At 64.0% G+C, this 21,558-nt stretch carries 17 protein-coding genes and 1 pseudogene; 8 read left to right on the forward strand and 10 right to left on the reverse strand.

Features of this window, described 5'->3' with window-relative positions:
* Positions 1-275 precede the first annotated feature (275 nt).
* Together ABIA96_RS33385 and ABIA96_RS33390 are read left to right on the forward strand one after the other, a co-directional pair.
* Complete coding sequence (locus ABIA96_RS33385) at positions 276-620, forward strand: Hpt domain-containing protein (protein ID WP_354141169.1); 345 nt, start codon at positions 276-278, stop codon at positions 618-620.
* Between the two features lie 172 nt (positions 621-792).
* Positions 793-1,113, forward strand: coding sequence for a 2Fe-2S iron-sulfur cluster-binding protein (locus ABIA96_RS33390; RefSeq protein WP_148740958.1), 321 nt, complete (start codon positions 793-795; stop codon positions 1,111-1,113).
* Positions 1,114-1,123: 10 nt separating this feature from the next.
* Here the strand turns inward: ABIA96_RS33390 and ABIA96_RS33395 are convergent, their stop codons facing one another.
* Entirely contained in the window at positions 1,124-1,591 is a 468-nt protein-coding gene (locus ABIA96_RS33395; RefSeq protein WP_354141170.1) for an acyl-CoA thioesterase, read from the reverse strand.
* A 183-nt stretch (positions 1,592-1,774) separates the two neighbouring features.
* Between ABIA96_RS33395 and ABIA96_RS33400 the strand changes: the two genes are divergently transcribed.
* The 3 genes from ABIA96_RS33400 (at position 1,775) to ABIA96_RS33410 (ending at position 4,112) form a co-directional block, all read left to right on the forward strand.
* Positions 1,775-2,803, forward strand: a complete 1,029-nt coding sequence (locus tag ABIA96_RS33400; protein ID WP_354141171.1) for an NAD(P)/FAD-dependent oxidoreductase — start codon at positions 1,775-1,777, stop codon at positions 2,801-2,803.
* A gap of 108 nt (positions 2,804-2,911) precedes the next feature.
* Positions 2,912-3,514, forward strand: a complete 603-nt coding sequence (locus ABIA96_RS33405; protein WP_354141172.1) for a DUF2147 domain-containing protein — start codon at positions 2,912-2,914, stop codon at positions 3,512-3,514.
* A gap of 250 nt (positions 3,515-3,764) precedes the next feature.
* Positions 3,765-4,112 (forward strand): hypothetical protein, encoded by a 348-nt coding sequence (locus ABIA96_RS33410; protein WP_354141173.1) that lies wholly within the window; start codon positions 3,765-3,767, stop codon positions 4,110-4,112.
* 190 nt (positions 4,113-4,302) lie between these two features.
* Here ABIA96_RS33410 and ABIA96_RS33415 read toward each other — a convergent pair whose 3' ends face one another.
* The 9 genes from ABIA96_RS33415 to ABIA96_RS33455 all read right to left on the reverse strand — a co-directional run bounded on the left by ABIA96_RS33415 (position 4,303) and on the right by ABIA96_RS33455 (position 16,875).
* Positions 4,303-5,508, reverse strand: coding sequence for a mandelate racemase/muconate lactonizing enzyme family protein (locus ABIA96_RS33415; RefSeq protein WP_354141174.1), 1,206 nt, complete (start codon positions 5,506-5,508; stop codon positions 4,303-4,305).
* 39 nt (positions 5,509-5,547) lie between these two features.
* The gene (gene garD / locus ABIA96_RS33420) at positions 5,548-7,089 is read right to left on the reverse strand and encodes a galactarate dehydratase (protein ID WP_354141175.1); all 1,542 of its coding nucleotides are present in this window, start codon (positions 7,087-7,089) and stop codon (positions 5,548-5,550) included.
* Positions 7,090-7,218: 129 nt separating this feature from the next.
* A complete protein-coding gene (locus ABIA96_RS33425) occupies positions 7,219-8,667 on the reverse strand; it encodes an aldehyde dehydrogenase family protein (protein WP_354141176.1) in 1,449 nt (482 codons plus the stop codon).
* 76 nt (positions 8,668-8,743) lie between these two features.
* Positions 8,744-10,102, reverse strand: a complete 1,359-nt coding sequence (gene gudD, locus ABIA96_RS33430; RefSeq protein WP_354141177.1) for a glucarate dehydratase — start codon at positions 10,100-10,102, stop codon at positions 8,744-8,746.
* A gap of 26 nt (positions 10,103-10,128) precedes the next feature.
* Entirely contained in the window at positions 10,129-11,073 is a 945-nt protein-coding gene (gene kdgD / locus ABIA96_RS33435) for a 5-dehydro-4-deoxyglucarate dehydratase (protein WP_354141178.1), read from the reverse strand.
* 120 nt (positions 11,074-11,193) lie between these two features.
* Positions 11,194-12,099 (reverse strand): LysR family transcriptional regulator, encoded by a 906-nt coding sequence (locus tag ABIA96_RS33440; protein ID WP_354141179.1) that lies wholly within the window; start codon positions 12,097-12,099, stop codon positions 11,194-11,196.
* A gap of 127 nt (positions 12,100-12,226) precedes the next feature.
* The gene (locus tag ABIA96_RS33445) at positions 12,227-13,567 is read right to left on the reverse strand and encodes an MFS transporter (RefSeq protein ID WP_354141180.1); all 1,341 of its coding nucleotides are present in this window, start codon (positions 13,565-13,567) and stop codon (positions 12,227-12,229) included.
* 170 nt (positions 13,568-13,737) lie between these two features.
* Entirely contained in the window at positions 13,738-15,690 is a 1,953-nt protein-coding gene (locus ABIA96_RS33450) for an SGNH/GDSL hydrolase family protein (RefSeq protein WP_354141181.1), read from the reverse strand.
* 102 nt (positions 15,691-15,792) lie between these two features.
* Entirely contained in the window at positions 15,793-16,875 is a 1,083-nt protein-coding gene (locus ABIA96_RS33455) for a lysylphosphatidylglycerol synthase transmembrane domain-containing protein (protein ID WP_354141182.1), read from the reverse strand.
* Between the two features lie 427 nt (positions 16,876-17,302).
* On the opposite strand from ABIA96_RS33455, the pseudogene ABIA96_RS33460 reads away from it, so the two are divergent.
* The 3 genes and pseudogenes from ABIA96_RS33460 to ABIA96_RS33470 all read left to right on the forward strand — a co-directional run.
* A pseudogene (locus ABIA96_RS33460) lies at positions 17,303-17,498 on the forward strand (YciE/YciF ferroxidase family protein); the annotation flags it as partial.
* A 135-nt stretch (positions 17,499-17,633) separates the two neighbouring features.
* Positions 17,634-19,049: an MFS transporter gene (locus tag ABIA96_RS33465; protein WP_354141183.1), complete on the forward strand. Its 1,416-nt coding sequence runs from the start codon at positions 17,634-17,636 to the stop codon at positions 19,047-19,049.
* A 105-nt stretch (positions 19,050-19,154) separates the two neighbouring features.
* On the forward strand, positions 19,155-21,554 hold the full coding sequence (locus ABIA96_RS33470) for a bifunctional diguanylate cyclase/phosphodiesterase (RefSeq protein WP_354141184.1): 2,400 nt from the start codon (positions 19,155-19,157) through the stop codon (positions 21,552-21,554).
* Positions 21,555-21,558 lie beyond the last annotated feature (4 nt).

The raw sequence follows: 21,558 nt of genomic DNA on the forward strand, positions 1-21,558 counted from the left end.
AGAGCGTCGCGAATGAAATGCCCGCGATTAAGACAATCTTAATCATCGTTAACAGGATCGCGCCGTAACGCCTTAGCCCTAAATGAAATTCTCCACGGAACTTGGCCGATTGCGGCAACTTTTCGTCAATAAACGGGCGGATTTGCGTAAAACGGTGCCAACACTTCGTTAACCATTTCCATGCTTGGGTGAGGCAAAGCTCACCGCCGGACCGGCGGAACATCCGCGATGCCGGGGCCTGTGTCATGACGCCTGAACTGCAACGGATGGAATGGATGCCCTCGCCCCCGCTAGCGCCCATCGACAGCCCGCTTGACCTCGACCACCTCTCGCGCATGACGCTCGGCGATGCCGAACTGGAGCAGGAAGTACTTGCGATGTTCGCCGAGCAGGCGGTTCGGCTCATCGCGGCGATGACGGCGCTTCCGGCCGAGACCGGCGCGCTCGCGCACAAGCTCAAGGGCTCGGCGCGCGGGATCGGAGCCTTTGCGGTCGCCGATGCCGCCGCCAGCCTCGAAACCGCGATCCGGATCGGCCACAACCAGCCCCACGCCTTCACCACGCTGAAAGAGGCGGTCACCGAAGTTCGCGCGGCTATTGCGGCGATCCTCAAGCACTAGGTTGGCGCCCCCGGCGTCAGGGGCCTTGCGCACTAGTCTTTTGTTTTGACGCGTTTTCTTCCCGCGAACCGGTATCCACTTCGCTTGAAAACGCTATGGCGCGGTCCGGATCGACCCGTTATAGGACAGCCCGGACCCTCCTTTTCCCCAGATCGCGGCAGCACGAGCACACATGGCCAAAATTCACTTTGTCGATCACAAGGGCGAAACCCGCACAGTGGACGTCGAGAACGGCGCGACCGTGATGGAAGCAGCCATCCGCAACAGCATTCCGGGCATCGAAGCCGAGTGTGGCGGCGCCTGCGCCTGCGCGACCTGCCATGTCTATGTCGACGAAGTCTGGCGGGAGAAGGTCGGCAGCCCGACGCCGATGGAAGAAGACATGCTCGACTTCGGCTTCGATGTGCGCCCGAACTCGCGCCTGTCCTGCCAGATCAAGGTCTCCGACGAACTCGACGGGCTCGTGGTGGCGACGCCGGAACGCCAGGCCTGATTCTTCTTGCTTACGTGCTCGGCGGCCGGACCTCGATGCCGCGCTTGTGCCAGGGTCTGAATTTCTCGATCACCTCAGCGGTCAGCGGTGCTGGCCGGCGCGTCGTCTCGTCGAGCAGGACACCGACCGACGTCGCCGACGCAATGCACGTCCCGTTCGAAAACACGACCTGCTCGAAGGTCACCGACGTCCGCCCAAGCTTCACCACGCCGAGACCGAGTTCGATCGTGTTCGGCCAGCGCAGTTCGGCGCGGAAGTGGATGTCGAGCCGCACCATGATCCAGGCGAGCCCCGGCGGTGTCAGCCCATATTCCGGGCTCTTCATCAGCGTGACACGGCCGGTCTCGAAATAGGTGGCGTAGACCGCGTTGTTGACGTGCTGGTTCGGGTCGAGATCGCCGAAGCGGACGTTGTCGCCGAGGCGAAAGGGGAAGTCCTCCAGGCGCGGCGTCGTATCGAGGCGGCTTGGTGCGTTCACCGATTGATCTCCGTCATATCCAACCTCGTTACAGCCCAGTTATTTTGACCCTGCAAGTGGGCGCGGCTGCGGGGCGCACCCGCTTTTATGCCTTCCCTGATCCATCCCCGTTGGCTAGACAGGCAGGGTCACCTCGGCCCAAAAGGGCGCCGTCCAACCGATAACGACCGATAAAGAGACGACATGAGCGACGTGATCAAAACCGATGTGCTGATTATTGGCGCCGGCCCTTGCGGTCTGTTCGCCGCCTTCGAGCTTGGCCTTCTCGACATGAAGGCGCATTTCGTCGACATCCTCGACAAGGTCGGCGGACAGTGCGCCGAGCTCTATCCGGAAAAGCCGATCTACGACATTCCCGGCATTCCGCAGGTGTCGGGGCAGGGTCTCACCGACGCACTGATGGAGCAGATCAAGCCGTTCCACCCGACTTTCCATCTCGGCGAGATGATCGAGACCGTGGAGAGAATCGGCGACCCCGCCTTTCGCTGCACCACTGACGCCGGCAAGGTGTTCGAATGCAAGGTGTTGGTGATCGCGGCGGGCGGCGGCTCGTTCCAGCCGAAGCGTCCGCCGGTGCCGGGCATCGAAGCCTATGAAGGCACCTCGGTGCATTACGCCGTGCGCAAGATGGAGACGTTCCGCGACAAGAACGTGCTGGTCGTCGGGGGCGGCGATTCTGCGCTCGACTGGACGCTCAATTTGCATCCGCTGGCCAAGCGCATCACACTGCTGCATCGGCGCGACGATTTTCGTGCCGCGCCCCACAGCGTCGAGCAGATGCGCGCGCTGGTGGCCGACGGCAAGCTGGATTTGCGGCTCGGCCAGGTCACCGCGCTGTCAGGCGCTGACGGCCAACTGACCGGCGCCACCGTCAAGGGCAACGACAACAATGTCAGCGATATTGCCTGCGATGCGATGCTGCCGTTCTTCGGACTGACCATGAAGCTCGGCCCGGTCGCGAATTGGGGCATTGCGCTGGAGAACAATCTGGTGCCGGTCGAGACCTCCGCGTTCGAGACCAACGTGCCTGGCGTCTTCGCCATCGGCGACATCAACACCTATCCCGGCAAGATCAAGCTGATCCTGTGCGGCTTCCACGAGGCCGCACTGATGTCGCAAAAAGCCCACCGCTACGTCTATCCGGAGAAGCGGCTCGTGTTCCAGTACACGACCTCGTCCTCCAGCCTGCAAAAGAAACTCGGTGTCAACTGATCGCGACGGGAACGGACGGGCGATGCCCCATGTTTCTGGTGCTGGAATCGTTCGCGAAATCGCCGTAGTCTGCGGCCATTGCAGTGGCGGCTTAGCAAGGTGATCATGATGCGGAATCCTTTTTCGAGCTTTCGGCTGCTCTCGCTCCTGACACTCGCCGTCGTGCTGTCGATTGGCGCGGCGAAGCCGGCTGCCGCACAGCAGCCAACCGCTGCTGGCCTCTGGCAGAAGGTCGAGGACGGCAAGACGGTCGGCTGGTTCCTCTTCATCGACCACAACGGCATCTTCGAAGGCGTCATCGCCAAGACCTTCCCGCGTGCTGGCGACGACCCGAACGAGACCTGCACGAAGTGCACGGATGATCGCAAGAACCAGCCGGTGCTCGGGCTTTCCTTCATCCGCGACATGAAGCGTGACGGGCTGAAGTACGAGGGTGGCAACGTGGTCAATCCGCGCGACGGCAATATCTGGAAGGCCAAGATGACGGTCAGCCCGGACGGTCAGGTCCTGACCATGCGCGGCTTCCTCGGCATTTCCCTGTTCGGCAAGGACGAGACCTGGCAGCGCCTGCCGGATGCCAACATGGCCGAGGTCGATCCGGCCATCATCGCCAAATATCTCCCCGCGCAGGCCGCCGCGACTGCGCCGAAGCCCGCGCCCGCCACCAAGAAGGGCGGCGCGATGATGATGGCGCCGGCAGCGAAGAAGTAAGCTGGCCGCGCAGCCGTCGCGGCCGCTGCCTCACACGTCATTGTCATTCCCCTCAGCGGCGCATGCGTCGAAAGACGAATGCTCGCCAGGTCTGCGCCAGTAGTTCCCCGGAATGCGCGCTGGCGCTGGATTTGCATAGCTGTCGGCAAATCTGCTGGAGGGACGAGTCGCCGCTTCCGCGCATGGTCAAAGGGCGTGAGCAACGTCGTCTGTTCCTCGTGGCGCCGACTTCGATCCGCGAGATGACGCTATGGGATTTGCAAGACCGTGTGCGGCGACGTTGCTGCTGCTGCTGGTAACATCGGCGATGGCGCGCGACGACGGACGCTATGCGAACTCGCCGCTCAAACCCTGGTTCGAGAGTCTGCGCAGCGAGTACGGACAGTGCTGTTCGGATGCCGACGGCTATGTCGTCGCCGATGTCGACTGGGAGTCCGATAAAGGACATTACCGCGTGCATCTCGACGACGAATGGGTCGTCGTCCCCGATGGTGCCGTGGTCACCGAGCCGAACAAGATCGGCCGCACCATGGTGTGGAAGCACTATATCGACGGTCACCCACGCGTGCGGTGTTTCATGCCGGGCAGCATGACGTGAGAATGCTGACGGCGCCCGCACTGGATGCGGGCGTTAGGTCGCGGCACTGCCGCAACAGGTTCGCTTGTGTACCGACATTCGTCTCTCGCACGCGGATAAATTTGGTTGCGTGAGACGACATGACGAAATGAGCAAGAAATTCTCCGCGTCAAATGTTTCCAGACGGCTTCGCGAAAGACGGGCGATCGTGCTACGCGCCGAGTTTGGTCTCTCGCACCACTGCGTCCGCGCGGCGGCGCAGCTCCGGATTGAGGGCGAGCCCGAGGCCCGGTGCCGTCGGTGCTGACACGATGCCGTTGTTCACGATCGGCAGCGCCGTGACGAGGTCGCGGTACCAGGTCGACAGCGTCGCGCGCACGACCTCCTGGAAGATCGCGGTCGGCGCATGCAGCGCCAGATGCAGGCCCGCCATCAGTGCGACGGGTCCGGTGCAGTCGTGCGGGGCGAGCGGCTTGTTGTAGGCTTCGCTAAGTGCAGCGATTTTGCGCGCTTCGCTGAGGCCGCCGCACCAGGCGATATCGAGCATCACGACGTCGACGGCGTCTGCCGCAAGCAAATTGCGGAAGCTCGCCGCGCCCGCCAGCGTCTCGCTGCCGCAGATCGGTGTCTTCACGCGGCGCCTGAGATCGGCAAGGCCCTGCACATCATCCATCTTGTTGAGGGGATCCTCGACCCAGAACACGCCGTAATCTTCGAGCGCACGGCAGATGCGCTCGGCGGCGTGCGTGCCCCACAGGCTGTGCAATTCACACATGATCTCGATGCGATCGCCGACCGCGTCGCGGACCTTGCGGAACGGCTCCAGTCCGATCTTGAGGTCGGTGAGCGAGATCGCGTGGCCGCCATTCGCGGCAAAGGGATCGAACGGCCAGATCTTCATGGCGCCGTAGCCTTCGCTCAAAAGGCTTTCGGCAAGCGACCCGGCATCGCGCATGAAGGCGATCTGATCGTCATAGGGGCCGAGCGCTGCATCGTCAGCGCCGATCTCGCGGCGCCTGGAGCTCCTGGTGTTGTAGGCATAGCCGGCGCAGGTGTTGTAGGCGCGGATCTCGAGCCGGCTGGCGCCGCCGAGTGCCTCATGCACGGGAATGCCGTGGCGCTGGCCCTTGAGGTCCCACAACGCGATGTCGATCGCACTGGCCGCGCGCACCTCGGCGCTGACGCTGTGAAAGCCGAGATAGGGCGTCAGCAATTGCCGCGAGATCGCTTCAATGCGGCGGGAATCCTGGCCGAGCACCAGCGGCGCGACGAGTTCGTGCAACGCGGCCTCGACCGCCTGCGCGCCGCGAAAGCTTTCGCCGAGGCCGGTCAGTCCCTCGTCGGTCTCGATCTCGACCCAGATCAAGTTCGGGCGCTCGTCGATGCGGATCGTGCGCAGGGTCGTAATGCCGGACATCGAGCGGTCCTTTTGGTCCTGCAGGCGCGGAAGTCGCGCTCAGGTCACGGGCGCCGGATTGAACAGCGTAAGGTCGTTGTGGATGCCCCAGCGATCCGACCATGGCTTGGTGCGGCCAGAGGCGACGTCGAGGATCAGGCGGAACAGCTCCCAGCCGGTTTCCTCGATGGTCTTTGCGCCGGTGGCGATGCCGCCAGCGTCGAAATCGATCAAGTCCTTCCAACGACGGGCAAGCTCAGTGCGGGTCGCGACCTTGATCACGGGCGCAGCCGCCAGTCCGTAGGGTGTGCCGCGGCCGGTGGTAAACACCTGCAGGGTCATGCCGGAAGCGAGCTGGAGCGTGCCGCAGATGAAGTCACTCGCGGGCGTTGCTGCAAACAGCATGCCCTTCTGCGTCGCCTTCTGGCCGGGCGAGAGCACGCCGGTGATCGCGCTCGAGCCGGACTTGACGATCGAGCCGAGCGACTTCTCGACGATGTTGGCGAGGCCGCCCTTCTTGTTGCCGGGTGTGGTGTTGGCGCTGCGATCGGCGCCGCCACGGGCCAGATAAGAATCGTACCAGGCCATCTCGCGCACGAGCGCGCGGCCGACATCCTCGTTGATGGCCCGCCGCGTGAGCAGCTGAATGGCGTCGCGCACTTCGGTGACTTCCGAGAACATCACGGTGGCGCCGGCGCGCACCAGGAGGTCGGCAGCGAAGCCGAGCGCCGGGTTGGCGGTGACGCCGGAGAACGCGTCGCTGCCGCCGCATTGCAGGCCAATCACGAGATCGGACGCGGGGCAGGTCTCGCGGGTACGCCTGTTGAGGACCTTCAGGCGCGCTTCCGCCTGGGTCATGATTGCGTCGACGATCGCACCAAAACCGTCGAAGGCTTCGTCCTGCATGCGCACGATGGCATCGCTCACGCCTTCCGGCACCAGCCGCTCGGGCGCGAGCTTTTCGCAGCCGAGGCTGATGACCAAAATCTCGCCGCCGAAGTTCGGGTTCTGCGCGATATTCTGCAGCGTGCGGATCGGTATCACCGCATCAGGCGCATTGATGGCAACGCCGCAACCATAGGCGTGGGTCAGCGGCACGACGTCGTCGACGTTCGGATATTTTGGCAGCAGTTCGGCGCGGATGCGCTTCACCGCATATTCCATCGTGCCCTTGACGCATTGCACGGAGGAGGAGATGCCGAGGATGTTCTTGGTGCCGACCGAGCCGTCTGTATTGCGGAAGCCTTCGAAGGTAAAGCCTTCGAGCGGCGGCAGCGGCGCGGGGACAGCGGTCGATATTTCGAGCTTGTCGAGGTCAGGGGCCTCCGGCATGCGGATGCGCGCCTCATCGACCCATTCGCCGGCCAGGATCGGCGCGAGCGCGTAACCGATCACCTCGCCATAGCGGACGATCTCTGCGTCCTGTGCGATGTCGACCAGCGCCGTCTTGTGCCCCTGCGGCACGAAGGCGCGCAGCGTCAGTCCGCAGGCAAAGCGGGAGCCGGCGGGAAGCCCGAAATCATTGACCACGATCGCGACATTGTCGCGCGCGTTGAGCTTGATGTAGCGGGGCTGTTCTTTTGCCGCGACGTCCTGGTCCATCTGCTTTACCTCAGAAACTGAAGTCGTAGGGTGGGCAAAGGCGCAACGCGCCGTGCCCACGATACTTCATACCGAACGTAAGCGGTGGGCACGCTTCGCTTTGCCCACCCTACGATATCTTCCTCTTGGTTAGCCGGGATAGGTATAGGCGGTCTTCACCGTTGTGTAGAACTCGCGCGCATAGGAGCCCTGCTCGCGGGCGCCATAGCTCGAACCCTTCCGGCCACCGAACGGCACGTGATAGTCGACGCCGGCGGTCGGCAGATTGACCATCACCATGCCGGACTCGCTGTTGCGCTTGTAGTGCGAGGCGTATTTCAGGCTGGAGGTGCAGATGCCGGAGGCGAGGCCGAATTCGGTGTCGTTGGAGATCGCCAGCGCTTCGTCGTAGTTTTTGGCGCGGATGACGGCGGCGACGGGGCCGAAGATCTCTTCACGCGCGATGCGCATGTTATTGTTGGCTTCGGTGAACAGTGCCGGCTGCAGGTAGTGGCCGGGCGTCTCGCGCTTGAGCAACTCGCCACCGAAGGCGAGCTTGGCGCCTTCGTCCCGGCCGATCTTGATGTAGCGCAGATCCTGGTCGAGCTGGCTCTGATCGACCACGGGGCCGATGTGCACGCCGGCCTTGAGCGCGTCGTCGACCGACAGGCCGTTCAGGCGTTCGGCCACCGCTGCGACGAAGCGGTCATGGATGCCTTCGGTGACGATCAGGCGGGAGGAAGCCGTGCAGCGCTGGCCGGTCGAGAAATAGGCGCCGTTGACGGCGACCTCGACGGCGGTCTTGAGGTCGGCATCGTCGAGCACGACCAGCGGATTCTTGCCGCCCATCTCGAGCTGGAATTTCTTCATCGGGTTCGAGAGCACGCAGGCCTGCGCGATCTTGCGGCCAGTCTGCACCGAGCCAGTGAAGGAGATCGCCGCAACGTCCGGGTGCTCAAGCAGCGTTTGGCCAACGACGGAGCCGGAGCCGACCACGAGATTGAACACGCCAGCCGGAATGCCGGAGCGCGCGATGATTTCGGACAACGCGTGCCCGGAACCCGGCACCAGTTCAGCCGGCTTGAACACGACGGTATTGCCGTAGCAGAGCGCCGGCGCGATCTTCCAGGCCGGGATCGCGATCGGGAAATTCCAGGGCGTGATCATGCCGATGACACCAACCGGCTCGCGGGTGAGTTCGACGTCGAGGCCGGGACGCACGGAGGCGCCCTTCTCACCGATCAGGCGCAGCGCTTCACCGGCAAAGAACGCAAAGATCTGGCCGGCACGCGCGACCTCGCCGATGCCCTCCGGGAGCGTCTTGCCTTCTTCGCGGGCGAGCAGGCGGCCGAGCTCTTCCTTGCGGGCAATGATTTCGAGCGAGATCTTGTTCAGCGCGTCATAGCGCGCTTGCGGCGTCGACTGCGCCCAGGCGGGAAAGGCGGCCTTTGCGGCGGCGATCGCCTTTTCGGTCTGTGCCTTGTCGGCCTTGGCGTATTCGCCGACGAGATCGTTGGTGTTGGAGGGGTTGATGTTCTTGGTGACGCCGGAGCCGTCGACCCATTCGCCGCCGATGAAGTTCTTCAGGATCGCAGTCATCTCGTTCCTCCATTTAAGGGGCATGATCCTTATCGGAAAACCGGTCTCCGCTTTTCCGGGATCAAGCCTGAGTTTCTTAACGCACGAGGCAGGGACGCTTGTCGTCAAACGTCCAGCCGGGGATCAAGTCTTGCATGGCCGTGGCGTCATCTCGGGCGCCAAGTCCATGCTGCTTGTAGAGTTCATGCGCGGCCTCGATGGCCGCACGGTCGATCTCGATGCCGAGGCCCGGACGATCCGGGACCGCGATCTTGCCGCCCTTGATCTGGAGCGGCTCCTTGGTGAGCGCCTGTCCGTCCTGCCAGATCCAGTGGGTGTCGATCGCGGTGACCTTGCCGGGGGCGGCAGCGCCGACATGTGTGAACATGGCGAGCGAGATGTCAAAATGGTTGTTGGAGTGCGAGCCCCAGATCAGGCCGTTGTCACGGCAGGTCTGGGCGACGCGCACCGAGCCTTGCATCGTCCAGAAGTGGGGATCGGCGAGCGGAATGTCCACCGCGCCAAGCCGCAGCGCGTGCGAAAGCTGGCGCCAGTCGGTCGCAATCATGTTGGTTGCGGTCGGCAGGCCCGTGGCGCGGCGGAACTCGGCCATGATCTCGCGGCCGGAGAAGCCGGCCTCGGCGCCGCAGGGATCTTCGGCATAAGCGAGGATGCCGTGCATGTCCTTGCAGAGACGGATCGCCTCGTCGAGCGACCAGGCGCCGTTCGGGTCCAGCGTGACGCGCGCGTCGGGAAAGCGCTTTGCAATGGCCGTGACGGCCTCGATCTCCTGTTCGCCACGGAGCACGCCGCCCTTCAGCTTGAAGTCGGCGAAGCCGTAGTGGTCTTGCGTGGCTTCCGCCAGTCGCACCACCGTCTCCGGCGTCATCGCCTCCTGATGGCGGAGGTTGAACCATTCGGCCTTGCCGGTCTCGCCCTTGATGTAGTCGAGTTTGCTCTTGCGGCGGTCGCCGACGAAAAAGAGATAGCCGAGCGTCTCGACGCTCTTGCGCTGCTGGCCTTCGCCGAGGAGGGCCGCGACGGGAAGATTGAGATGCTGGCCGAGCAGGTCGAGGAGGGCGGATTCGATGGCGGTAACCGCGTGGATCATCACGCGCAGATCGAACGTCTGCTTGCCGCGGCCGCCGGCGTCGCGGTCGGCGAAGGTGGTTCTGATATCCGCGAGGATGTTGTTCATCGCGCCGACGGTCTTGCCGATCACGAGATCGCGGGCATCCTGGAGCGTCTGCCAGATCTTCTGCCCGCCCGGCACCTCGCCGAGGCCGGTGTGACCGGCATTGTCGGTGAGGATGACGATGTTGCGGGTGAAAAACGGCGCGTGCGCGCCGCTCAGATTCAGGAGCATGCTGTCGCTACCCGCGACCGGGATCACCTGCATCGATGTGACGACCGGTGCGCCGGCGACTGGCGTGCCGGAGATCTCAGTCTGGGCCATCGCACGCTCCTCCCTGTTGTCTTGCTTTATTCTGCCGCCTGTCGTGTCGATCCTGCGGCAGGCAGATTCTTCACCAGCGCGGCCAGTTCCGCAACCTCCTGCTCGGTGAGATCGGTCAGCGGCGGGCGGACCGGGCCGGAATCGCGGCCGATGATCTTCATGCCGGCCTTGATGATCGAGACCGCGTAGCCCTTCTTGCGATTGCGGATCTCGATCAGCGGCAGGATGAAATCCTTCAGGCCGGCGTGGATCGTCGCATGGTCGCGCTTGCGCACCGCGGCGTAGAAGTTGGTGGCGAATTCCGGAACGAAATTAAACACAGCCGACGAGTAGGTCGTCACGCCCATGTCGAGATAGGGCAGCGCGAACGTCTCGGCGGTCGGCAGGCCGCCGACATAGGTCAGCCGGTCGCCGAGCTTGGTGTAGACGCGGGTCATCAGCTCGATATCGCCGATTCCGTCCTTGTAGCCGACGAGGTTCGGGCAGCGCTCAGCGAGGCGGGCGACCGTGTCGGGCTGGAGGATGGCGTTGTCGCGGTTATAGACGATGACGCCGATCTTCACGGAGGCGCAGACGGCCTCGACGTGGGCGGCAAGGCCGTCCTGCTCGGAATGGGTCAGATAAGGCGGCAGCAGCAACAGGCCGTCAGCGCCAGCCTTCTCTGCGCCGATCGCGATCTCGCGGGCGATCGCCGTGCCATAGCCGATGCCGGCGAGCACGGGCACGCGGCCCTTGGTCTCCTCGACTGCGACCTTGACCACGTGCGGGACCTCGGTCGGGGTCAGCGAGAAGAACTCGCCGGTGCCGCCGGCGGCGAACAGACCTGCGACATCATAGCCGCACAGCCAATCCATGTTGGCGCGGTAGGTCGCCTCGTCGAAGGAATAATCCGCCTTGAACGGCGTAACGGGGAAGGACAGGAGGCCGGATCCGATCTTCTGGGCCATTTCCTGCGGGGTCATTTTGCTCACGGGCGCTGCTCCCTGATTGTGTGTTGTGGAGGACGCAGGCCGCGTCCATTCGCCGTTGTTTAGGAGACCGTTCGATGCGCGTCCAAGCCAAAGCCTATATCGACCGATGCGGATTGAGCATCAATCTTCCACCAGCTCGGCTGAGGACAATTCACCTGCGATTTTGACCAGCGCCGCCAGCAGCGGATCCTCGTTGTCGCGGCGCCAGACCATGAACAGCTCGACGGGAACGCGTGTGCGCAGTTTCAGGGGACGCAGGCGGACGTCGGAGATTTTCAGGCCGGCAGCTGCGGCCGGCACGATGGCGAGGCCAAGGCCGGCGCGCACCATCGCGAGGATCGAGTGGATCTGGCTGAGATGCTGGACATAGCGCGGCAGGATGTCGGCGCGAGTGAACAGCGCCACCAGCAGATCGTGGAAGTAGCGGCTCTCATAGGGCGAATACATCACGAAGGGCTGGTTGTCGAAGTCCTTGATGGTGATGTTTTCCGCATTCGCCAGCGGATGCTTCTTCGGGATCGCAGCGAGCAGGGGCTCGGCGACGACACGGCGGCTGGTCAGTTCAGGTCGCGCGATCGGCGGCCGCAGCAGGCCGGCATCGATCTGGCCCGAGGTCAACGCCTCGAACTGGTCGCCGGAGACCATCTCCTTGAGTGAGAAATCGACCTCGGGCAGCTTGGCGCGGCAGGCCGCGACCAGCTCGGGGAGGAAGCCATAGGCGGCTGCGGCCGTAAAGCCGATCTTCAACGAGCCGGTCTTGCCGAGTGCGATGCGGCGGGCGACCTGCGAGGCGCTTTCCGCGAGCTTCAGGATGCGGCGGGCCTCGGGCAGGAAGCTGCGCCCGGCCGGCGTCAGGCGCACCGAGCGGCTGGTGCGCTCCAGCAGCGGCGCATCGATGATGTGCTCGAGCACCTGGATCTGCCGGGACAGCGGTGGCTGAGTCATGTTCAGCCGCGCGGCGGCGCGGCCGAAATGCAGTTCCTCCGCTACTGTAACGAAACAGCGGAGCTGGTTGAGGTCGAACATCGATACATGCCTTAGATGAATAAGGCGTTTCCCCGGCACTTCTAGCATCGATCATCCCCAAAACAAAGACGGCGGCTTTTGAGGGCCGCCGTTGAGTTGCCTGTCCCGCTCCGATGACTCGGAGCGCTCAGGAGGAACGTTTGAGCACCACCCGCTCGATCTTGCCGACCACGACGAGGTAGGCGACCGCGGCCACCAGCGCGTTGATGCCGACGAACACCAGGGCCCCGCTGAACGAGCCGGTCGCGGCCACGATGTAGCCGATCACGATCGGCGTGGTGATCGAGGAGAGGTTGCCGAAGGAGTTGAACAGGCCGCCGGAGACGCCACCGGCTTCCTTTGGCGAGGTATCGGAGACGACCGCCCAGCCGAGCGCGCCGATGCCCTTGCCGAAGAAGGCGAGCGCCATGAAGCCGACCACCAGTGCCTGGCCGTCGACATAGTTGCAGGCGATGATCGACATCGACAGCAGCATGCCGCCGACGATCGGGATCTTGCGCGCCATGGTCAGCGAGCCGGTCTTGCGCAGGATGGCGTCGGAAATGATGCCACCGAGCACGCCGCCGATGAAGCCGCACAGCGCAGGCAGCGTCGCGACGAAGCCGGCTTGGAGGATCGACAGGCCGCGCTCCTTGACCAGGTACACCGGGAACCAGGTCAGGAAGAAATAGGTCAGCGTGTTGATGCAGTACTGGCCGAGATAGACGCCAAGCATCATGCGATTGGAGAGCAGCTGGCGGATATGGTCCCATCCGGAGCCGGACTCGGGCGCACGCTCCTCCTTGGGCGCGTCGAGATCGACCAGCGCACCACCTTCCTTGATGTAGTCGAACTCGGCCTCGTTGATCGAAGGATGCTCCTTCGGCCCGTAGACGGTCTTGATCCAGGCGATGCCCATGATGAGGCCGAGTCCGCCCATCACGAAGAACACGTAGCGCCAGCCGTAATCATGGGCGATCCAGCCCATCAGCGGCGCGAAGATCACGGTGGCGAAATACTGTCCGGAATTGAAGAAGGCGGACGCGGTGCCGCGCTCATTGCCGGGAAACCAGGCCGCGACGATGCGGGCGTTGGCGGGGAAGGACGGCGCTTCCGCGACACCGACCAGCAGACGAAGCGCGAACAGCACGACGACGGCGGTGCCGGCGCTGAGAAAGCCGACCCAACCCTGCATCATTGTGAACAGCGACCAGACGATGATGCTGAAGGCATAGACGAGGCGCGAACCGTAGCGGTCGAGCAGCCAGCCGCCCGGCACCTGCGCGACGACATAGGACCAGCCGAAGGCCGAGAAGATCCAGCCCATGGCGACGGGGTCGAGATGAAGTTCCTTGGAGAGCGCGGTGCCCGCGATCGAGAGCGTGGCGCGGTCGGCGTAATTGACCGTCGTGACCAGGAACAGCATGGTCACGATGAACAGCCTGACGCGAGACCTCCTCACATCTGTAGCGGACATCACTGCGCTCATCAGGCGCCTCCTTGAATTCGAAATGTTTCCTCAGGGCGACTCCTAGAGGCGCGCGCCGGAAAGTGTCCAAGTTCAAGGGTGTATCGATTGATGCCGTTTTTGAATTGATGGAACGGCAGGGAGCGGGAACGTGACCGTGAATTCGGCGAGGAGCGCGCGCGCTGTTGCCTCTACTGCTGCGCGCCCGGCTGAAGCGGAGCCAGGAGTCCGCGTGTGACGCCTGGCGGCGCGGCATCCAGGCCGAGCACGGCGCTTGCGGCCGGCAGTGTGGCGTCCGCCATCGCCGCGTGGCCTTCGGCGCTCGGATGCACGGCGCCGCCATAGACGGCCGAGAGCACGCCCCAGGTCGCGTCGTGGATGTCGGTCGGCTGGCTCGCTGCCGGCAATCCCTGCGGATAGGTCATCGCCGTGAAATAACTGTCATTGGCGTCACGGATCCAGCGCGCGCGCGGCAGGTAGGCGCGATATTCCGAGGCGCCGCGGCCGCACAGCATCGGCTGGCTCGCCGCGCTGACGATATCCGGATTGAAGCTCTGGCCGTTCTCGGCGAAGCAGGTGCGATCGAATTCGGGATCATTGCCGGCATGAGCGCAGAAACCGTGATCGGCGAACGCGGCCTGATGCGCATCGACGAAGGTCATGCGGTCAGCCTCGGGATCGCGGCACAACGCGCCGCCCGTGCAAGTGGCCAGCCCCTTCAATTGCGGCAGGAACTCGGTGTCGACGAAGGTTGAGACGCGCGCGAGCCGCTGCGGATCGGCGTTGAAGGCGGGATGGATGTCGAAGCCGCCGCGGCCGCCGCGGCAGGGCACGCCGCCATCGGCCAGCGCCGGATTGGCGTAGGAGACGTAGACCACGTGCGAGAGGTCGCCGCCGACCAACGGCTTCAGCGCCTCGCGCAGCTTGACGAAATTCTGCGGCAGCTCGCGCTGTAGCGCATCGCGGGAATCGTCGACGCTCGCCATCACGCCGGAGCGGCGGAACAGTGCACGCTCGGTTGCGGTGTCCACGATGACGTCGGCGACGAGACCGGAGAAGTAGACGTCGTTGGCGCCGATCGAGAGCAGCACCAGGTCGAGATTGCGATCCGGCTGACGCTTCTTCGCCGCGGCGAGCGCTTCGCGCAGCTCGGCAACCTGGGCATTCACGCTGGTGTTGCAGACGCCGGACTTGCCTGGCGGGCATTCGCGGGCGCGCTGCGAACCGAGCAGCCCGTCGCTGATGCTGGCGCCGGTGCAGGCGAGGGGCAGATAGGTGACGGCGATATGAGTGTAACGTACCGCCAGCGCGAGAGCGGTGCGGGCCTGGTAGCTGTAGAGCGAGCGGTGGCAGGGCGAGTTGAACCAGAGCGCGCTGTAGTGCTGCCAGTTGGCAAGCGTATCCGGCGCCTCGCAAGCGCGGCCGCCTTTGAAGCCTGCGCGGCTCGGCCGGTAATACTGTCCGCCGGCGGTGCCGAGATAGGAGCGGAAGCAGAAACCCTCGTCTGACAGCGCCAGTGGCCGGTCCGGATTGCCTTCGCCGGAGGCGATGCTGTCGCCAAGGCCGGCGATGAAGATGTCGCGGACCTGAATCTCGGTCTGGACGCGCTGGCTCGGATCGGAGCCGGAGGAGACGTCGACGCTCGCGACCGTCTGCTTGCCGTAGCGGACCCGCAGGTTGACCGGCTCGGCGCAGTCGAAGGTCGAGGTCTGCGGTCCGTCGCCGTCGTCGAACGACCAGGCGCAGGTGGCGCCGACCGGCACCGCGCCGGTCAGGCGCACGGTGATGGGGTGGTCGATCGGCGTGATGTAGTTCTCTTTGACATTGTCGCGGGTGCAGGGCTGGTTGACCCGGCCCTGGAGATCGATGCAGAGCCGGTTGACCATGTTGCGGGCCCAGCCGCGGCCCTCGCTCTGCAGTTCCAGCGACTGTTCGGCGGCGAGGATGCTGCGGTTACGCGCGTTCTCGACATGAAGCAGGAAGTCGCGCTCCTCGCGGAACAGGCGGAAGCGGTTGCGGACCTCCCAATTGATCTGCATGGCGCCGGCATCCTGCGCGGCAGCGCGCTGGAGCGGCAAAACGGTGAGGGGCCCGGCTAGCAGCAGGGCGCCCACGAGAAAAGTACGAAGGGAAACAGGGATCATGATCCGCGTCTTCAACGGCAAAGTTGAGGCGGAAATAAGAGAGCGTAGCCCGCCGCCCCGCAACCTTTGTCTACCGCTATTGCGGGCACCGGCGGGCCGGCCTTACCGTTTGCCGGCCTGGCGCACCAACCGCTCGCGCTCCATCGGCGTCACCTGCTTGGGCAGGTTGGCCTGCGCACAGGCTTCCGCCAGCCGCCGCCGTTCCTGCCAGGGCTGGACGACGTTCATCCAGAGCTCGCGGGTGCCCATGATGGAGATGGCAAGGCCGAACGGGATCACGAAATAGAGGATGCGGAAGACCAGCAGGGTCGCCAGCAGCTGCTCGCGGCCGAATTCGGGCAGCGCCACCAACATGGCGGCGTCGAACACGCCGATCGAGCCAGGCGCATGGCTGGCGAAGCCCAGCAGCGTTGCCAGGATGAACACCACGGCGAGCGACAGGAAGTCGATCGGCGGATTGGCCGGCATCAGCAAATACATCGCCAAGGCGCAGAAGCCGAGATCGACCACCCCGATCAGGATCTGCACCAGCGTCAGCGGCGCCGACGGCAGCACCACCTTCCAGCCTTTCTGGCCGAGCTCGCGGCGTTTATCGCCCATGCAGAGCCAGACCAGATAGGCGCCGATCGAGGCGAGGCCGCCGAGTGCGATCAGCCGATTGATCGACGACGGCAGCTGATCCATGTAGGAGGCCGCATCCGGGTGGATGGTCATGCCGATCGAGAGCACGAAGATGTTACCGAGCCAGAAGGTCAGGCCGGAGAGGAAACAGATCTTGGCGACGTCGATCGCATTCAGCCCGTAATCCGAGTAAATCCGGAAGCGGATCGCGCCGCCCGTGAACACGGTGGCGCCGATGTTGTGGCCGATCGAATAAGACGTGAAGCTCGACAGCGCTGCGATGCGGTAGGGCACGTGCTTCTTGCCGATCGTTCGCAGTGCAAAAAAGTCGTAGAAAGTCAGCGTACAGAACGCGAAGAACACGCAGATAGCGGCCAAGCCGATATGCCCGCGGGGAATATCGGTCAAAGCGGTCAGGATGACGCTGGTATCGATGCCCTTGAGGGTCCGCAGCAGCGTGGTGACCGCGAAGGCGATGATCATCACGCTTGCGGCAATACCGAGCCGTCGCCAGCCGATCCATCTCTTGAAACCGCGTTTCAGCGCGGGCAGCAGTCCGTGCATTCATCCTCCCGGCGGGGGCAAGACCGACCGGGCCAGGCATTGGCCAGTCGGTTGCGATCACTGCCCGAAATGGGCGTCGATCGCTAGGCATGATGTAGCTCATTTAAGGCAAAAACAGCGACTTGTGCAGCCCTTGACAACGCCGGGTTCTGCGCCGGACCGGGTGTTTTGTCATAAGTGGTTCACATGGCGCGCGTGTTAAGCATGTCTGAGTCGAGGGACCGACTTGCATCGTGCGCCCGCAAGGTGAGATGGTTTCAAATCCTGCGGTCGCAAGCGTTGTTCCGAAGCAAACGATCCGGGCATTTTTTGGAACGACGCTGCAACGCCCAGGTTACCGGCCGATCAGTAATCGAACACGGCAAAACACAGGCTTCTCGTGCAGGCCGGTGCTGCCTTGTTCCCGCAACCTGCGAGGATCGGAACGATGGGACTGTTCACAAAAGACATCAAGACCATGAACGACCTGTTCGTGCATCAGTTACAGGACATCTACTACGCCGAGCAGCAGCTCACCAAGGCACTGCCGAAAAATGGCAAACAAGGCGACCGATCCGCAGCTGAAGCAGGGCTTTTTGACGCACGTTGAAGAAACCAAGCAGCACGTCACGCGGCTCGAGGAAGATGCACGGTGCAACAGCGCCGCGCGGTCATCCGCGCGGCGTTCACATATCGGGTAACCATCATTCGGTCATTGTCGAAGCATGACGACGGCTGGAGGCTTATAAGTCGCATGGGGCTGCAATCGAGGTGCCAGCATGCGAGCCAACACCATCAGACATGAAACCTTCGGCGCGAAAGATGCCTCGCGCACCCCACCGCGCCTCGCAACTTCGCTCACACTGGCTGCAATGAGCCTCGGCTATGGCGTGGTGCAGCTCGACGTCACCATCGTCAACACTGCGCTCGACGCCATGGGCAAGACGCTCGGAGGCGGCGTGGCCGAGTTGCAATGGGTTGTCAGCGCCTACACCATCGCCTTTGCCGCCTTCATCTTGACAGCCGGTGCGCTCGGCGACCGGATCGGCGCCAAACGCATCTTCATGGCGGGGTTTGCGATCTTCACCGCGGCCTCGCTGGCGTGCGCGCTGTCTCCCAATGCCATCGTACTGATCGGCGCGCGGCTGGTTCAGGGGTTGGCGGCGGCGATCCTGGTGCCGAATTCACTGACGCTGCTGAACCACGCCTATACGGATGATCGTGCGCGCGGTCGTGCCGTCGCGGTCTGGGCCGCGGGCGCGAGTCTGGCGCTGACCGCAGGTCCCTTCGTCGGCGGCGCGCTGATCACGCTGGTCGGCTGGCGCGCGATCTTCCTCGTCAATCTGCCTATTGGCCTCGCCGGCCTTTGGCTGAGCTGGCGCTATGCGACTGAGACCGCGCGCGCCCGCTCGCGCGAGATCGATTTGCCCGGCCAACTCGCCGCGATCGGCGCGCTGGGTGCGCTCGCGGGCGCAATCATTGAAGCCGGTGCATTGGGATGGGCTCATCCTGCCGTGATCGCAGCATTCGTGGTCTCCGCCGTCCTCGCCACGCTGTTCGTCTCGCGCGAGAGCCGCACGACGCAGCCGATGCTTCCGCTGTCTTTGTTCAGTCATCGGCTGTTTACCCTGACCACGATCGTCGGCCTCCTTGTCAACATCGCGATCTACGGCCTGATCTTCGTGCTCAGTCTCTACTTCCAGCGGATCAACGGCCTGTCGGCGTGGTGGACCGGGCTTGCCTTCGTACCGATGATGGGCGCGGTGCTGCCGGTCAATCTGCTGGCGCCACGCATTGCCGAGCGTATCGGCCCGTGCCCGACCATCGTTGTCGGCGCCTGCATCTCGGCGCTCGGCTGTCTTGGTCTGGTCTGGATCGAAGCCGGCACGAGCTACTGGGCGATCTTTGCGCAGATGATCGCGATCAGCGGCGGGCTTGGCCTCTTGGTGCCGCCTCTGACTTCGACCTTGCTTGGCAGCGTCGAGAAGGCGCGCTCCGGAATCGCTGCGGGTGTGCTCAATGCGATGCGGCAGACCGGCAGCGTCCTTGGCGTTGCGCTGTTCGGGGCGCTGGTGGCGTCCGATAGCGCATTCATGACTGGCCTTCACCAGGCGCTAATCATATCCGCGGCCGTGCTGCTGCTGGCCGCCGGCGTGATCGGCCTCGGCGCAAAGGTTGGCGGGCAAACAATGTGAGTAGCCGCACACATTCCCTGTTCACCATTCCGGTAACCGGCGCATAGCCGGTTACCGACTATCCATCTCTGCCGGTTCTAGTGCCCGATGGAATAGGGGCCGGCAATGTATCAAGTTCTGTTTTGTCTCACGGACCAGCATGATTGGCGTCTGGTCGCACTCGGCGGAGCGGTGTGTCTGCTCGCCAGCGCGGCGGCAATCAGCCTGTTTCACCGCGCGCGTGCGGCGGGCGGGTCGGCTCGCCTGGTCTGGATCACGCTCGATGCCGTCGTCGCCGGCTGCGGCGTCTGGGCAACACACTTCATTGCGATGCAGGCCTACGGGCCGGGGGCCGGGGGGGCCTACAATATCCCCTTAACAATCCTGTCGCTGATCTTTGCGATCGCAGTCACCTTCATCGGTCTCAGCATCTCGGTTTCGACGACGCGCGGAATTCTGGTCGCGCTCGGCGGCGCCGTCGTGGGCGCCGGCGTGGCAGCGATGCACTACACCGGCATGATGGCGTTCGAGATTCCTGCGGATGTCGGCTGGACCACCGGGACCGTGACGGTATCGATCTTGCTCGGCATCGTCTTCGGATCGCTCGCGCTGCTCGTTGCGGGGCGTGGCGACAGCCTGTCGAATGCGTTGGGCGCAACGATTCTGTTGACCGTTGCCATCGTCTCACATCACTTCACTGCGATGGGCGCACTGGTATTGACGCCCGATCCTGCGCTTGCGATCAGCGGTCTTTCGATCCCGCCGGCGTCGTTGTCCATCCTGACCGCCAGCGCCGCTGTTGCCATTATCGCCATTGCGCTCACGGCGGCCGTGCTCGACCGTCGCGCCAAAGGCGAGATCGGACGCCAGCAGGTCGTGCTCGACACAGCGCTCGAGAACATGTCGCAGGGACTGTGCATGTTCGATGCCGAGGGCAAGATCATCCTGTTCAATGAGCGTTATGCGGCAATGCTTCGCCGCTCCGGCATGCAGCTCACGGGTCGCGTCCTGCTCGACATTCTCCGCGAGGAGGCGGCGAAGGAGCAGTGGAATGGCGAGCCCGAACAATTTTTTGCGCGCCTTGTCGAGGATGCCCGGGAGGGACGCACGACGACGGACGTCGTTCGCCGGTTCGACCGCTCGATCCGCGTCGTCAATCAGCCGATGCAAGGCGGCGGCTGGGTCGCCACCTTCGAGGACATCACCGAATGGCTGGAGGCGCAGGCCAAGATATCGCACATGGCGCGCCATGACGCGCTGACCAATTTACCAAACCGCGTGCTGTTCCACGAGCAGCTCGAACAGGGATTGCGCCGGGCCGGTTCGAACGACCAGCTCGCGGTGCTCTGTCTCGATCTCGATCATTTCAAGGACATCAACGACTCCCTCGGCCATCCCATCGGCGATGCGCTGCTGAAGGAGGTTGGCCGCAGGCTGAAGTCCTCCGTCGGCGAACACGACACCGTGGCCCGCCTCGGCGGCGACGAGTTCGCCGTGGTCCAAATCGGTCGCTCTGAGGAGGCTGCCGCGCGAGCGCTCGCCGGCCGTCTCGTCGAGGTGATCTCCGCGCCTTACGAGATCGACGACCATCAGATCGTGATCGGCGTCTCGATCGGCATCTCGCTGTCGCCGCAGGACGGCAGCAATCCCGACGAGCTGCTGAAGAACGCCGACCTCGCGCTATACCGCGCCAAGGCCGACGGCCGCGGCACCTATCGGTTCTTCGAGACTGGCATGGACGCGCGGGCGCAGGCGCGCCGCCTGTTGGAAATGGATATGCGGGCGGCGCTCCAGCGCGACGAGTTCCAGCCGTACTACCAGCCGATTCGCGATGTCGCGAGCGACCGCGTGGTCGCCTTCGAGGCGCTGCTCCGCTGGAACCATCCGCTGCGCGGACTGATCGCGCCCATCAACTTCATTCCGCTCGCCGAGGAAACCGGCCTCATCATTCAGCTGGGCGAACTCGTCTTGCACCGAGCCTGTACGGATGCCGCGACCTGGCCGGATGACGTCGGCGTTGCCGTCAATTTGTCGCCGGTGCAGTTCAAGAATCCGAACCTGATTGCGTCCGTGACCGAGGCGCTGGAGAAATCCGGGCTCGCGGCGAACAGGCTCGAGCTCGAGATCACCGAATCCGTGTTGCTTCAGAACAGCGAGGCGACGCTGACCACGCTGCACGATTTGCGCGCCATGGGCGTGCGCATCTCGCTCGACGATTTCGGCACCGGCTATTCGTCGCTGAGCTACTTACGCAGCTTCCCGTTCGACAAGATCAAGATCGACCGTTCGTTCGTGTCCGAGCTCGCCACGCGCGAAGATTCGGTGGCGATCATCCGCGCCGTCACCGGCCTCGGCCGCAGCCTCGGGATCATCACCACGGCGGAGGGCGTCGAGAACGACGCGCAGCTCGAACTGCTCAGGCGCGAAGGCTGCACCCAGGCGCAGGGCTATCTGTTCAGCATGCCCAGGCCCGCGTCCGAAGTCGCTTTGATGCTGGAGCGCCCGCGGCTGCTTGCCTCGGCCTAAAAAG

The sequence above is a fragment of the Bradyrhizobium sp. LB11.1 genome (assembly GCF_040549385.1).
GTDB lineage: Bacteria > Pseudomonadota > Alphaproteobacteria > Rhizobiales > Xanthobacteraceae > Bradyrhizobium.